Genomic DNA, 14,901 nt, shown 5'->3' on the forward strand with positions numbered 1-14,901 from the left:
AACAACATAATTTGTTGGATTGTTGGTCTAATATTTTCTGTTAGGCTGACGCATCATACCTAAACAGGTATAATGCCCAATCACACTCTGACCGCAAGTAAGCATAGCTTACTTGCGGTTTGTGTTTTTTAGCTTTTTTCCTTTAGGATTCGATACATGTTGCCCGTTGTTGCTTTGGTAGGCCGCCCTAATGTGGGTAAGTCCACCTTGTTTAATCGTTTAACTAATACACGAGATGCGCTGGTCGCTGATTACCCAGGGCTTACCCGTGACCGCAAGTACGGTCAGGCTAAGTTTGAGCAGCGTCAATTCATCGTGGTGGATACCGGCGGTATCACGGGTGACGAAGAAGGTATTGATGCTGAAATGGCGCAGCAGTCACTTTTAGCCATTGAAGAAGCCGATGTAGTCTTATTGCTTGTTGATGCCAGAGCAGGTCTACTGCCTGCAGATCAAGGGATCGCCGACCATATTCGTCGCCTCAACAAAAAAGTGTTTGTTGTTGCAAATAAAGTCGACGGCATTGATGGCGATAGCGAAAGCGCTGACTTTTACGCGCTGGGCTTAGGCACGGTTAAGCAAATCGCCGCGGCTCATGGACGTGGTGTAAGCCAGTTACTTCAAGATGCTCTAGTGCCACTTGAAGCGTCTTTTCCTGACATGCGTATTGTTGAAGAAGTTCAAGAAGAAGAGATTGATGCTGAAGAACAGCTTAAGCGTCTCCAAGAACAGCCTATCAAGCTGGCCATTGTTGGAAAGCCTAACGTAGGTAAGTCTACGTTAACGAATCGTATTTTAGGTGAAGAACGGGTTGTTGTTTTTGACCTTCCAGGTACGACCCGCGATAGCGTCTTCATTCCAATGGAACGTGACGAGCGTGAATATATTCTTATCGATACCGCTGGGGTTCGTAAACGCAGAAAAGTGAATGAGGCGGTTGAAAAATTCTCTATCGTTAAAACGTTGCAAGCGATTGATGAAGCGAACGTTGTACTGATGATTATTGATGCCCGAGAGGGCATTACCGACCAAGACTTAAGCTTACTCGGCTTTGTGTTAAATTCAGGTCGCTCTCTGGTTATTGCCGTGAATAAGTGGGATGGGTTGAGCACAGATATTAAAAACGATATCAAACGAGAACTCGATCGCCGTCTTGGTTTTATCGACTTTGCACGTCTGCACTTTATTTCTGCAATGCACGGCACCGGTGTAGGTAACTTATTCGAATCTGTACAAGAAGCTTACCTAAGTGCCACTAAGCGTATTAATACTTCCATGCTTACCCAAATTATGGAAATGGCTCAAGATGACCATCAGCCGCCGCTAGTTCGTGGTCGTCGTGTTAAAATGAAATATGCACATGCTGGTGGTTATAACCCGCCTGTTATTGTTATTCACGGAAACCAAGTTGATGATTTACCTACGTCGTACAAGCGCTTCTTGATGAACTACTTCCGTAAAGCGCTTCAGGTGATGGGCACGCCTATACGCATCGAATTTAGGGAAGGGGCTAACCCGTTTGAAGGCAAAAAGAACAAGCTTACGCTTACTCAAGAACGTAAACGTAAGCGTTTACTGTCTTATCATAGTAACAAAAAGTAACACTTAATCGGAAAAAGCTTGGTAACTAAGCGTTTTTGGGCAATGGCGATATGCAGGTTTGAAACGTTATTATTCCAAACATATAAAAAGGTCGGCGCTATTATTAGCGCCGACCTTTTTGGTTTTATGTGGGGTGTGCTTCACGCGTTTATTTACTTGAGCATGGCGCGAACTTGCTGCATAAGCATAGATTCTTCTGGCACTGTGATATGTGCAATGAGTTCGTGGGCTAAGTTGTCAGAGAAGTCACTAGGGAAGGTGGTAGCCACTTTCACTATCTTATCTTTGCGCGTAAATACATAGGTTGTCGCGAAAATAGGATCGTCTACTGCTGACTCAGCTTTAAGCGCTAAGCGCCACCCATTGGCAAAACCTACTACATTAAAAGGGGATATCGGCCGGGCTTGAGACAAGGTTAAATTACGCGCGTGGGCAACGTGGTCAGCTTTGTTCCAATCTTCGTCTAATTGTTGGTGAAGCAAAGCGTCGGTGCGGGCTGAGTTTTCAGTATTAGCAGTGCTGGCCGTTTCGCTTTGATTACTTAGCGTATTTGTGTCGAGTTTAGCCAATATGGGATAAACCGTTACATCAACTAACGCATCTTCAAAGAAAGGGTGGGTATACCTGGTAATTGAGCCTTTGAAGGGGTCGGGGTACAGCTGAGTATCAAGTCTGGTGAAATCACCTAAAGACTCAGGTACGCTTAAATGGTTGCCGTAGTCGCTCGCGTTTAGCGCATGATATAAAAAACTTGGGGTTAACAGGCCGTTTTCGGTAGCATGTTTATACCACGATAGTAGCGGTTCTATGGCTTTATTTGTTGCCGTTTCATTGCTATTTACTTGACTGCTAATAACCAAAGAATCAATCTCTATTCCTCGCCATTGCAGTGTTAATTCAGTGAAGTGTTTCTCTTCGTTTAGTTCTTCGTCTAGCTCTTCAAGTAGCGCCTCACTTAGCGCTCTACTCATAGTGGAAGTTTCATCTTGCTTAGCCACGTTAGCAATAAGTAATTCGTAGTCTGAGTCATTGCCAAAAGGCTTAATCTCAGTGAACCAAGATTTTGCTATCAGTGTAGAGATAAATGCTTCTGGGGTAATGGTATCTTCAATACACGCCTGATTAGGCTCTGTATCGCCACAGGCATCCAAAAGGGTTTCACTGGGGTAAGTAGAAAACACCGCCAGAGAAATTGCGATTGCAGGAACTTCAGGCGCAGGTGCCGATAAAGATGACGGTTCAGGCAACACCGGTAGCTCAGATAATACTGCTTGTTGTTGACCATGAACTGCTGGTGCGCATAAAGAGGCTAGCGCAAGTAGCAACCAGCCCGAACGCGAAAAAATAGGAAACAAAGGCCAACCTTTATTGATGACGACGAATTTCCACTATTTTACTGGTTATTTCTCCATCAGTCACTCGAGACATAAGTATATCGTTTTCTTTAACGGTATCTACAGAGGTAACTGCCTTTCCGCTCGACATCGTAATACTGTAGCCTCGCGACAATGTAGAAAGCGGACTAACAGACTGCAATAAACCCACTTTTGCAGCAAAAGCTTGTTGTTTACTATTTACTAACTGCTTCATGTTGTTACATAGCGCTTTATGGGTTTGTATCATGCGCGCTTTAGCTTGATTCACACGCACCGTGGGGTTTTGTCGCGCTAAGCGATTATCGACAGACTCAAACCGTTTATTTTCGATAGCGAGTTTATTGTTAATAGCATGGCTTAAACGCAATTGTAGTCTGTCGAGGGCTTGCCACTGATTTTGTATTTTGCTTTGCGGATGCACTGACTGCAAACGTTGGTGCTGAAGTTTATGTTGCTGAGCTAAATGACTAAGTTTTTGAAGCATGGCACGGGTTAAGCGCTGCTTATACTGAACTAAGCTCTCGCTGAGCGCGTTCGTGTCTTGGCTCAATATTTCCGCGGCTGCCGAAGGGGTAGGGGCGCGTAAATCGGCAACAAAATCAGCAATAGTAAAATCAACTTCATGCCCAACGGCGCTGATTAACGGTAATTGCGACTCGGCAATTTCTCTAGCAAGGTTTTCATTGTTAAAACACCATAAATCTTCTAACGAGCCACCACCACGGGTTAGCAAAAGTGCATCTACTTCATTTCGTTGATTCGCAGTGCGAAGGGCGTTAATAAGCTGATTAGGCGCGGTTTCACCTTGCACCATGGAAGGATAAACAATGACCTCCGTTTGCGGGCTACGGCGTTTCAATACACTAAGTACGTCATGCAGTGCCGCGCCTGTTGATGAGGTTATAACACCAATTCGATTAATAACCTCAGGCATGGGGCGCTTGCGGTCAATACTGAACAAACCTTCAGCGTTAAGTTTTGCTTTTAACGCTTCATAGGCTTGCTGCAGGGCACCTTCGCCGTCGCTCTCCATATGCTCTATCACAAGCTGGTAGTCGCCACGGGCTTCGTAAATACCTACAGATGCCCTTACGAGCACTTTATCGCCTTCTTTAGGGCGCTGTTTCACACCACGATTCGTATTTTTAAACATGGCAGCGCGCACTTGTGCCTTGTTATCTTTTAGTGTGAAGTACCAATGACCGGAAGCGGCACTCACAAAATTAGATATTTCAGCGGATAACCATATGAGTCCTACCTCGCTTTCAAGCACGGTACGAGCGAGCCGATTTAGCTTAGTAACTGTTAAAATTTGTCGCGATGTAGAGGGTGAAGATGTAAACATAAGAAAAAATCGTCTGGTTTAATAAAATAGAGTTTACCTGAAATCTAAAAAACACTACAATTGCGCCGCAATTAACCCTCAACTGAATAGGTGTTGTTGCATGCTACGAATCATCCAAGAAGCCCTGACGTTCGACGATGTGTTGCTGGTTCCCGGCCACTCGACAGTTCTTCCTCATACTGCCAAACTTCAAACTCGTCTAACTCGTGGTGTCACGTTAAATATCCCTATGGTATCTGCGGCGATGGACACCGTCTCTGAAGCACGCCTAGCGATTGCACTTGCTCAAGAGGGCGGCATCGGCTTTATTCACAAAAACATGGAACCTGCGCAACAGGCAAAGCATGTTCGTGAAGTGAAAAAGTACGAAAGTGGTGTGGTTTCTGACCCCGTTACGGTTGCTAAAGATGCCACTATCGGCGAAGTTATTACCCTTTCTAAGCGTCTAGGTTACTCTGGTTTTCCGGTAACCGATCATCAAAATAATTTAATTGGTATCGTGACTGGTCGAGATTTACGTTTCGAAAAGCGCCTAGAACTACCAATCAGTAATGTGATGACGGGTAAAGACGACCTTGTTACTGTTAAAGAAGGTGCAAGTTCAGACCAAGTACTCGATCTTATGCATGAACACCGCATTGAAAAAATTCTTGTGGTTGATGATGCGTTCAAGCTTACTGGTCTTATTACAGTTAAAGATTTCCAAAAAGCAGAAAATAAACCGAATGCCTGTAAAGATTCATTGGGTCGATTACGTGTTGGTGCAGCAGTTAGCGTTGGGCCAGGTACTGATGAGCGTATTCAACTTTTAGTTGAAGCCGGTGTAGATGTTTTACTTATCGATACCTCTCATGGTCATTCACAAGGTGTTATTGACCGCGTTAAGAAAGTGCGCAGTGATTATCCTGATGTCCAAATTATTGCCGGTAACGTAGCAACAGGTGATGGTGCAAAAGCACTGGCCGATGCAGGCGTTGATGCAGTTAAAGTTGGTATAGGCCCAGGTTCAATTTGTACTACTCGTATAGTGACCGGTTGTGGTGTACCACAAATTACTGCGGTATCTGATGCGGTAGATGCACTTGCAGGTACAGACATTCCGGTTATTGCCGATGGCGGTATTCGATTCTCTGGTGATATCGCGAAAGCGCTTGCTGCTGGCGCAAGCTGCGTAATGGTAGGTAGCATGTTAGCGGGAACAGAAGAAGCGCCAGGTGAAGTTGAACTTTACCAAGGTCGTTACTTTAAATCGTATCGCGGTATGGGATCGCTTGGTGCAATGAACCAAAACCACGGTTCATCTGACCGTTATTTTCAAGAATCAAATAATGCAGAAAAGCTTGTACCTGAAGGTATTGAAGGTCGCGTAGCCTATAAAGGGCCTATTGCGAATATCATCCATCAGCAAATGGGCGGGCTACGCTCAGCCATGGGGCTTACCGGCTGTGGCAGTATTGACGAGCTTCGCACAAAAGCGCAGTTTGTTCGTGTTACCTCTGCAGGTATGGGCGAGTCACACGTCCATGATGTTAGCATTACTAAAGAAGCGCCGAACTACCGTTTAGGCTAGATTCGCGACGAGTTATTATCATATATAGCGCATTAAGAGGCGGGTAGTTTTCCGCCTTACTGCCGCCTTCGTTCTATTATAAAACGGGTAAAAACATGACCACAAATATCCACGACCAACGCATTCTTATTTTAGATTTTGGTTCACAGTATACGCAGCTTATCGCACGTCGTGTACGTGAAATAGGCGTTTATTGTGAGCTTTGGGCTTGGGACGTGACCGAAGAACAAATTCGAGAATTTAACCCCGATGGTATCATTTTATCTGGCGGTCCTGAGTCAGTGCCTGAGGAAAACTCTCCACGCGCCCCGGAATATGTATTCGAAGCTGGTGTGCCTGTTTTTGGTATTTGTTACGGCATGCAAACCATGGCAGCGCAACTGGGTGGTGGTGTTTTAGGCTCAGACAAGCGAGAGTTTGGTTATGCGCAAGTAGAAATTATTAAACCAACGTCTTTACTTAGCCATATTGAAGACAGTATTGGCGAGAATGGTAATGCATTGCTCGACGTGTGGATGAGTCATGGTGACAAGGTATCTGCGGTTCCTGAGGGATTTGAAACCATCGCGCAAACAGCATCCTGCCCCCATGCTGCTATGTATAACGAAGAAAAGCAATTTTATGGCGTTCAGTTTCACCCTGAAGTTACTCATACTAAACAGGGCATGCGTTTACTAAGTCATTTTGTTTTAGATGTGTGTAAGTGCGAAAAACTATGGACTGCTGATGCCATTATCGAAGATGCCATTACGCGTATCCAGAAGAAGGTAGGCGACGATCGCGTTATTCTGGGTTTATCGGGTGGTGTCGATTCATCGGTTACTGCCATGCTGCTTCATCGTGCTATCGGTGAGAACCTTACCTGTGTGTTTGTAGACAATGGTTTGCTTCGCTTAAACGAAGCTGACCAAGTGATGGAAATGTTTGGTGACCATTTTGGTCTCAATATTATCCGTGTTGACGCAGAAGAGCGCTTCTTAGGACGCTTAAAGGATATTGAAGATCCAGAGCTTAAGCGTAAAGCCATTGGTAATGAATTTGTCCGAGTATTCGACGAAGAAGCTGGAAAGCTGGCCAATGCGAAATGGCTAGCGCAGGGCACTATCTATCCTGATGTTATTGAATCAGCCGGTTCAGCAACAGGTAAAGCCCACGTGATTAAGTCTCACCATAATGTTGGTGGCTTGCCAGAAGATATGGCGCTAGGTTTGGTTGAGCCATTACGTGAATTGTTTAAAGATGAAGTACGCAAAATCGGTCTTGAACTCGGTTTACCGTACGACATGCTTTATCGCCACCCATTCCCAGGGCCTGGTTTAGGTGTACGTGTGCTTGGTGAAGTGAAAAAAGAGTATTGTGATTTACTACGCCGCGCAGACGCTATTTTCATTGAAGAATTATATAACGCCGATTTATATCAGAAAGTGAGCCAAGCTTTTACCGTGTTTTTGCCTGTACGCTCTGTGGGCGTTATGGGTGATGCCCGTAAATACGATTGGGTTGTATCACTACGCGCGGTAGAAACTATCGACTTTATGACGGCACATTGGGCGCACTTACCATACGACTTCTTAGGTAAAGTATCGAATCGTATTATTAATGAAATTGATGGTATTTCCCGCGTCGTTTACGACATATCAGGTAAACCCCCAGCTACGATTGAGTGGGAATAAAAAAAGGCCGCAAGGCCTTTTTTTTTGACTATATTTCTTTCGTATAAATACGCATTTAAAGGTGTGTAAAGTTATACGTTACCTGTAATGTTTTTGTCATTTATATATCATTTAATGGCGGCGCTTCACGATTTTCGAATTTTTATTAGACTAAAGGTTAACCGCCGTGTTCAATTATACCAGTATCAGTCGATTAGTAATTACCCCTGTGCTTGCGAGCTTATGTTTATTGGTATTTTTAAACGCCGCATCTATTTATAAATCTTTTTCGCTGTTGAGCAGTTTCGAATCACTAGAGCATACACTTGTTCAGGCAGAACGAGACGTAAACGCAACGTTAAATACCTTCAAAACCCAGGTTCAGGAGTGGAAAAATACACTGCTGCGAGGGCATGACGACGACGACCGCGAAAAGTACTGGTCTCGCTTCCAAAAGCGGGAAGCTGAGATAAAGCAGCAATTCAGCCAAATGCTGTCGAACCCTGTAGTGAGTGATAAAGCCAAAGCGGATATTCGAAAGTTCCAAACGGCGCACGCCTATATGGCTGAAAAGTATCGAGAAGGCTATGCGGCTTTTATAGCATCGGGTTTAGATCCGAAAGTAGGGGATAGCTACGTTCGCGGTATTGACCGAGAACCTGCGAAGTTACTAGAAAGTATTGCCGATGAAATAGCACATCAATCTGAGCTAGCCATTACTGATTTGAAAAACGGTACGCGAAGGATGTTATGGCTGATTTTGCTTGCTGCTATCGCGCTGTCACTGCTATCTGTTACCTATGTAATTAGTCGTCTTCGCACGCAGGTAATTAACCCTACCCGTGAAGTGGCTGCATGCATTTCTAATCTAGCTACTAGTCAGTACGATTACTCGCTGACGTATTCAAGTGGGCACGAGCTTGGCATTTTGGCTGACTCTGCCAGAGCATTACAAAGCAAGTTAAAAGCCTCGGTTACCCAGTTGCATCAAACTGAATCAGAAATGGAGCGCGCTTTTGTTGCCCTTGGCGACGTGGGGCAGTCAATTATGGATGGTGCGGTAGAGCAGCGCGATGCTTCACTCTCTTTAGATGCCACCACAGATAAATTAAAAGGTATAGTGCAGAACTTGGTCGCCATTACCGACCAAGTGGCTGTGGCTACCAAAAATTCAGAGGATAACGTAGCAAGTTGTTATTCAACTTTTGAGCGGGCGAATGCAGGGTTCAAACAACTAGCAAAAACGGTAACAGAGTCGAGTGACATTGTCAGCGACCTTCAAAGCCGCAGTAAGAATATTCTTAAAGTGGTTAACGTTATCAATGAGATTGCCGATCAAACCAACTTATTGGCTTTGAATGCTGCAATTGAAGCTGCTAGGGCAGGAGAACATGGTAGAGGTTTTGCCGTGGTGGCAGATGAAGTGCGGGCGTTAGCAGCTAAAACACAGCAATCAACGAAAGAAATAAACGATATTCTTAGTAGCTTTGAAGCAGAAGCCCGTGGAGCCGTTCTGGCCATGGAAGAAGGTAAACAGCTTTCAGACAGCAATGCGACTGAAGCTGGTACTGCATTGCAAACCTTAAATAACGTGGTTGAGGATATTAAAGAAACGGCGAGTGTAGTGGTTGCCCTTAATGAAGCCGCAGACGAACAAGAAGCAGTGTTGTCGCAGGTGGAAAGTATTATTGCGAACGTGGTGGCATCGTCCGACCGCTATCATAAATTGGCACAACGTGATGACATGGCACAGTCGATGAAAAGCATGTCAGACAATGTGGAAAAAGTGGTGAACAGTTTAACCCGCTAACACATGATATTGCGTATAATGAAACGCAGTTAGTTTAAGTGCATGCTCCTTTTTCATAAACTCACTGGGGTTTTCGCCGCAAATAAAATAAGGTAGTGACTGAGACGTTATGATCCCATTGGTATTCCATCCTATTTATAGCCAACTTAGCCTACCTGAACGCCATCGTTTCCCCATTGATAAATACCAGGGCATTCGAAACGCGTTATCGTCTCACGGTGTTGCTGATAGTGTATTTCACACTCCTTCACCGTTAGCGATAACGGAATTAGAGTGTCACTTCGACAAAGACTATGTTCAGCAGTTAACAAGCGGCACGTTAGATAAAAAAGCTATGCGTCGTATTGGCTTTCCTTGGTCCGATCAACTCATCGAACGCACGCTTACGGCAGTAGCTGGCACCTGTTTAACTGCTGAATTGGCCATAAAACATGGAAAGGCGTTAAATTTAACCGGAGGCTACCATCATGCTTTTTCAGATTTTGGATCGGGTTTTTGCTTATTTAACGATTTATTTCTTGCGGCGAAAGCCATGCAAAAATTTAGCGGTATAGACAATGTATTAATTATCGACTTTGATGTCCATCAGGGTGACGGTACCGCTAAGCTTACTCAATACGATAATAGTATTTTCACCGTGTCAGTTCATGGTGAGAAAAACTTCCCTTATCGAAAGCAGCATTCAAACATCGATATAGGCATGGCGAAGGGCTGTGAAGATGACGAATACTTAAATGCGGTGCAAGAAACGCTCGCCATGGTTGCTATGCAATTTCAAGCAGATGCCATTATCTATGACGCTGGTGTAGATATTCACATCAATGATGACTTGGGCTTATTAAACATCACGACTGAAGGCGTTAGCGCCCGAGACGATATGGCTTTTGCGTTCGCTGAACGTATGGGCATACCCATTGCGGCGGTTATTGGGGGCGGGTATCAGCGTGACATAGATGCGTTAGTAGAAGTTCATCTTCAACTTTATAAAGCAGCTGGCGTCATTTAAACAAGAGGCCTATCAAGTAGGGCCTCTTATTAAAAACTGCTTATAGGAAAAGTAGCTGAAAGCCTAGTCCTACTCGTTCTTGAGAGCGGTTGTAATCAATGAGCGAGTCGCCGTAGCCGTTAAAATATTGAAACAATAATTCATAACGGTCGGTAAGCGGATAGGTTAAATCAAGCTGAATGCTACCTCGGTTATTCCCTAAGTTAAGGTTATTTCGAAGCAATGCCATCACTTTGAAATTGCCAAGCTTACGCCCATAACCGAATTCCATACGACCATAATAGTTTTCGATATCTGGATTATCATCACCGGTAGGATCAAGCGGGTCTGCTTTGTCGTCTTCAGGAATACGATACCAGGTTTTTAAATAATAAATATCGTCTTGGTCACTAAACACAACAGAGGCGAAAATACGGTTCCAACTTCTAGAACTAAGGCCACTCTGTCCGTTAGACGTATGGTTAAACCCTAATTGAAAGGTATTAAATTTATACCCTAAAACAGAGTAGTCTGCCGTTTCTTGCCAAAATATCTCTGGTTCGTAATTAGTTTCTCTAAAGGGTTTTGACACTTCGCTATTATATAACTGCCAAAATGAGGTGAGGGTAAAACCGAGGTAAATACCATCAAATCCAGTGTCTTCCAAATAAAGAGGCAGCTTTACACTAACCTGGAACTTGGCTTCTTTTTTATCAACATTTTCTTCTGTGAGCTCTTCATTTCCGTTCGAATTTGGATTGGTAATGTAACTCATAGGAAGTAAATAGTTTTGTCTATGCTGGGTAATAGCAAAAACGTTATCAATTGCTTCCTTATCACCTTCCATACGATTATCGAGCGCACTTTCTGTTGTGGTATCTCGTTTAATGATATCAATAACTTCAATATCACTCTCTTGTTCATCTTGCGCGCTTTCTTGGGCAAGCGCATTTATGCTGCACAGACTGACTGCAGCCAATATTAAAAATGGCTTAAACACTGACACTGGTGGTGTTCTCCGTTAGGTAAGTCGTTGTTGTTTTTTGCTAATTTATTTTAATGAGTGAAATCCAGTAACTGGCCTTCCGCTGATGCAAATATTTCTAGGTTCGATTCTGCAATAGTGATGTAATCCATGCAGTGTTCAACCAGCTTATCAATATCCTCATCTGTACGATCTGGATCATGGCTGTATAGCGCTAATTTTTTTGAATTGCTCGCCATGGCAAGTTTTACGGCTTCTTCAGCAACCGAATGGCCCCACCCAGTTTTAGCCGGCATATCGGACATCATATATTGTGCATCATGAATAATAACGTCTGCGTTTCTAGCAAAATCGACAAACGTTAAAAAGTCGGTTTCTTTATTATACGGCGGGTAGAGTTCGTTGTCAGTAATGTAGGCGATTTTTATGCCTTTTTCTTCAATACTATAGGCGCTACCCTTACCAGGGTGATTAATAGGGATTCGGCGAATGGTAGCAGTACCAATCTCCCAAATATCTTGCTCTGGCGGGATAATGGTTAGATGGAGTTTTGACTGTAACGCACTGACAGGGACAGGAAACGTTGAGCCGTCCATTTGCCTTAAAATCTGATCGTGTTCGGGCAATGTCGTTTGCCCTGGGTAAATATAGATATCTCGGTCTTTTTGAAAGATAGGGCTGAAGAATGGAAAACCTTGTATGTGATCCCAGTGATTGTGGCTGAGCAACAAGTGAATAGGCGTATCTTTGCTGCGAAGTTTGTTCCCCAACAGCCTGATACCCGTTCCCGAATCAAGCACAATATCGGTGCCATCGGCTAATTCAATGTGAACGCATGCGGTATTACCACCATAGCGTGCATAGGCTTCTCCAGGAGTAGGAATAGAGCCTCTCACGCCGTAAAATGTTAACCGCATATGTTCACCGTTTTTTATTCTTGTAGCTAACCGCTATTGCATAGCTGTATACAAGGTCAAATGCAAAATTACTAATATTTATCTTTCAATAATAGACAAAGTTAGAGACTAACAACAAAGTCTTTAGCCGAATCTAAATCTAATAATTGCTTTTCACCTGTACGGCGGTTTTTGTATTCAATTTGTTGATTGTCGAGGTTTCTCTCACCGATAACAATGCTATGAGGTATACCAATTAATTCCATGTCATTGAACATAACACCTGGGCGTTCTTTACGATCGTCAAATAATACGTCTATACCTAACGCAATCAGTTGTTCGTACAGTGCCTCAGCCGCTTCTTTGATACGGTGAGATTTATGCATATTCATTGGAATTAATGCAATTTTAAATGGCGCGATAGGATCAGGCCACATGATGCCGTATTTATCATGGTTTTGTTCAATAGCCGCCGCAACAATACGTGAAACACCAATTCCATAACACCCCATGGTAAGCGTTTGATGTTTACCCGTTTCGCTTAGTACACCACAATTCATCGCTTCTGAGTATTTGCTACCTAATTGGAAAATATGGCCCACTTCAATGCCGCGCTTTATTTCTATAGTACCATTGCCGTCTGGTGAAGCATCACCAGCCACAATGTTACGTAAATCTGCCGTTTGTATGTCCACAGTCCAATTTGCATCTTTCGTGATTTGGCCATTTTCGCCTGCACCACAAACAAAATCAGCAAGTGCTGCGGCACTAAAATCGACATGCATTGGCAGCGTAATATCATTAGGGTTAACGAAAGCAGGATGAGCGCCTAAGATTTCAGTGGCTTTTTCTTCACTTGCTATAACAAGCGGACTAGCTACGCCAGTGACTTTTTCCGCTTTAACATCGTTAAGCTCATGTTCTGCGCGCAATACTAATACAACCCACTGTTCAGTTGTGCTCTCTTCTTCCGTTTCGCCTTTAACAACATAAATGCTAAGTGCGCTATCTGAAGCTTTACCACTTACGACTTCTGCTGCTGCGCCTGAAGCTTGTTGTTTTTCTGGCATTGCAGTAGCCGCCATTTCAACGTTTGCGGCGTAGTCGCTGTCGCTTGCAAAGGCAATGGCATCTTCACCAGACTCGGCAAGGACGTGGAATTCATGGGAATGGTTTCCACCAATTGAGCCTGAATCTGCAATAACCGCACGGTAGTCTAAGCCCATGCGATTGAAGATATTTCCATAGGCTTCATACATTGTTTGGTAAGTTTTATCTAAACACGTATCGTCTAAGTGGAAGCTGTAAGCATCTTTCATGGTGAACTCACGACCACGCATAATGCCAAAGCGAGGACGTACTTCATCACGGAATTTAGTTTGAATTTGATAAAGATTAATTGGCAGTTGTTTGTAACTACTGATTTCGTTTCTAACTAACGATGTGATTACTTCTTCATGTGTAGGACCTAGCACAAAGTCTCGCTGGTGGCGGTCTTTAATGCGCAGTAACTCTGGGCCATATTCTTCCCAACGGCCAGACTCTTCCCACAAGTCAGCAGGTTGGACTACTGGCATTAACACTTCTACACCGCCTGCTTTGTTCATTTCTTCACGAACGATGTTTGCCACTTTATTCAGTACGCGAAGCCCAGTTGGCAACCACGTATAAAGGCCTGAAGCCAGTTTTCTTATCATACCAGCACGTAACATTAACTGGTGGCTGATAACCTCAGCATCGGCCGGAGTTTCTTTCTGCGTGGCAAGTAAATATTGACTAGTGCGCATTCGAAGCGGTCTTCCTATAACTATGAAAAATACAATTGAGCGTATTCTAATTAACTGTGAGCAATAGTGCTACAACCACGTGCGACTAAAGCGTGTTAATCCCAATGACTTCAACCACACTATTTTTTACTGTGAAGGCAAAGTCATAATTATACAGTGCAGTATGGTAGGTCTTTTCATCACTTAATAGTTTATGACGATAAGCGGGGCGGGGGTCTTGAGCCAGCACGGCTGTTAGTAGTGTGGGTAGATCCGGGTGCTGCGATGCGGCTTCGTTCAACATGTTTTGCACGAGAGGGTTAATGGTTACCTCTAAGTTGGGTATGGGGGCTGCGTGATTCAGTTCTGCCATGCTATCCGATGCATGGGGGAGCGCATCGGCGTAGGGTAAATAAGGCTTAATATCGATAATTGGGGTGCCATCTAACAAATCTACTCCTTCGACGTGCAAGGTAAGCTTTCCATCTACAATGTCAGAACCTAAATTTTTCACTGCCGACATGCCTATACCATTCGGGCGATGCGTACTTCTTGAGGCAAACACCCCAAGCGTTGCATTTCCGCCTAAACGAGGGGCTTTCACCGAGGGTTTCCAACCTTTATCTAAATTCTCATGGAAGAGAAAGAGTAGCCATACATGGCTAAATACCTCTAAACCTTTAAACACTCGAGGATCATCAAAGTCAGGCGCTAATACTACTTGCCCTTTCGCCTTGGCTAAATTGGGCTGTCGGGGAATAGCAAACTTTTGTTTAAACGGCGTTTGTATATGACCGATAGCGGAAAGGGGAAACTGACTAGGGGTCATTACCTTAAAATCCTACTTGCATAACGCACTGTCATAAAATTCTCACATAGTTTACGTAGAGTACGAATTCAAGTTTAAAACCTTG

The 14,901-nt window shown here is 44.0% G+C and carries 11 protein-coding genes; 5 read left to right on the forward strand and 6 right to left on the reverse strand.

Translation table 11 applies throughout. The features are described from left to right. Positions 1–156: 156 nt before the first annotated feature. Positions 157–1,602: a ribosome biogenesis GTPase Der gene (der, locus tag AMBT_RS03935; RefSeq protein ID WP_013783290.1), complete on the forward strand. Its 1,446-nt coding sequence runs from the start codon at positions 157–159 to the stop codon at positions 1,600–1,602. A gap of 152 nt (positions 1,603–1,754) precedes the next feature. On the opposite strand, the gene AMBT_RS03940 is transcribed toward der, so the two are convergent. Together AMBT_RS03940 and xseA are read right to left on the reverse strand one after the other, a co-directional pair. Next, positions 1,755–2,957, reverse strand: a complete 1,203-nt coding sequence (locus AMBT_RS03940; protein ID WP_013783291.1) for a hypothetical protein — start codon at positions 2,955–2,957, stop codon at positions 1,755–1,757. Between the two features lie 10 nt (positions 2,958–2,967). Further along, positions 2,968–4,323, reverse strand: a complete 1,356-nt coding sequence (xseA, locus tag AMBT_RS03945) for an exodeoxyribonuclease VII large subunit (protein WP_013783292.1) — start codon at positions 4,321–4,323, stop codon at positions 2,968–2,970. Between the two features lie 100 nt (positions 4,324–4,423). On the opposite strand from xseA, the gene guaB reads away from it, so the two are divergent. The 4 genes from guaB to AMBT_RS03965 all read left to right on the forward strand — a co-directional run bounded on the left by guaB (position 4,424) and on the right by AMBT_RS03965 (position 10,361). Further along, positions 4,424–5,893 carry an IMP dehydrogenase gene (gene guaB, locus AMBT_RS03950; RefSeq protein WP_013783293.1) on the forward strand — a complete coding sequence of 490 codons (1,470 nt, stop codon included), beginning with the start codon at positions 4,424–4,426 and terminating at the stop codon, positions 5,891–5,893. 95 nt (positions 5,894–5,988) lie between these two features. Then, positions 5,989–7,566: a glutamine-hydrolyzing GMP synthase gene (gene guaA, locus AMBT_RS03955; protein ID WP_013783294.1), complete on the forward strand. Its 1,578-nt coding sequence runs from the start codon at positions 5,989–5,991 to the stop codon at positions 7,564–7,566. A gap of 166 nt (positions 7,567–7,732) precedes the next feature. Then, a complete protein-coding gene (locus tag AMBT_RS03960) occupies positions 7,733–9,355 on the forward strand; it encodes a methyl-accepting chemotaxis protein (protein ID WP_013783295.1) in 1,623 nt (540 codons plus the stop codon). A 109-nt stretch (positions 9,356–9,464) separates the two neighbouring features. After that, complete coding sequence (locus AMBT_RS03965) at positions 9,465–10,361, forward strand: histone deacetylase family protein (protein WP_013783296.1); 897 nt, start codon at positions 9,465–9,467, stop codon at positions 10,359–10,361. Positions 10,362–10,401: 40 nt separating this feature from the next. On the opposite strand, the gene AMBT_RS03970 is transcribed toward AMBT_RS03965, so the two are convergent. The 4 genes from AMBT_RS03970 to tsaA form a co-directional block, all read right to left on the reverse strand. Next, positions 10,402–11,346 (reverse strand): phospholipase A, encoded by a 945-nt coding sequence (locus AMBT_RS03970; protein WP_013783297.1) that lies wholly within the window; start codon positions 11,344–11,346, stop codon positions 10,402–10,404. Between the two features lie 50 nt (positions 11,347–11,396). Then, positions 11,397–12,242, reverse strand: a complete 846-nt coding sequence (locus AMBT_RS03975) for an MBL fold metallo-hydrolase (protein ID WP_013783298.1) — start codon at positions 12,240–12,242, stop codon at positions 11,397–11,399. 101 nt (positions 12,243–12,343) lie between these two features. Further along, a complete protein-coding gene (locus AMBT_RS03980) occupies positions 12,344–14,008 on the reverse strand; it encodes a proline--tRNA ligase (protein ID WP_013783299.1) in 1,665 nt (554 codons plus the stop codon). 85 nt (positions 14,009–14,093) lie between these two features. Next, positions 14,094–14,816, reverse strand: a complete 723-nt coding sequence (gene tsaA, locus AMBT_RS03985; RefSeq protein WP_013783300.1) for a tRNA (N6-threonylcarbamoyladenosine(37)-N6)-methyltransferase TrmO — start codon at positions 14,814–14,816, stop codon at positions 14,094–14,096. Positions 14,817–14,901: the final 85 nt, after the last annotated feature.

It is taken from the genome of Alteromonas naphthalenivorans (assembly GCF_000213655.1).
GTDB classification, from domain to species: Bacteria; Pseudomonadota; Gammaproteobacteria; order Enterobacterales; family Alteromonadaceae; genus Alteromonas; species Alteromonas naphthalenivorans.

What these genes read in the sequence shown, in the direction of transcription:
- AMBT_RS03980 (WP_013783299.1), bottom strand. Translation starts at nt 14,008, where the DNA reads ATGCGCACTAGTCAATATTTACTTGCCACGCAGAAAGAAACTCCGGCC.
- AMBT_RS03975 (WP_013783298.1), bottom strand. Translation starts at nt 12,242, where the DNA reads ATGCGGTTAACATTTTACGGCGTGAGAGGCTCTATTCCTACTCCTGGA.
- AMBT_RS03965 (WP_013783296.1), top strand. Translation starts at nt 9,465, where the DNA reads ATGATCCCATTGGTATTCCATCCTATTTATAGCCAACTTAGCCTACCT.
- guaB (WP_013783293.1), top strand. Translation starts at nt 4,424, where the DNA reads ATGCTACGAATCATCCAAGAAGCCCTGACGTTCGACGATGTGTTGCTG.
- tsaA (WP_013783300.1), bottom strand. Translation starts at nt 14,816, where the DNA reads ATGACCCCTAGTCAGTTTCCCCTTTCCGCTATCGGTCATATACAAACG.
- xseA (WP_013783292.1), bottom strand. Translation starts at nt 4,323, where the DNA reads ATGTTTACATCTTCACCCTCTACATCGCGACAAATTTTAACAGTTACT.
- guaA (WP_013783294.1), top strand. Translation starts at nt 5,989, where the DNA reads ATGACCACAAATATCCACGACCAACGCATTCTTATTTTAGATTTTGGT.
- der (WP_013783290.1), top strand. Translation starts at nt 157, where the DNA reads ATGTTGCCCGTTGTTGCTTTGGTAGGCCGCCCTAATGTGGGTAAGTCC.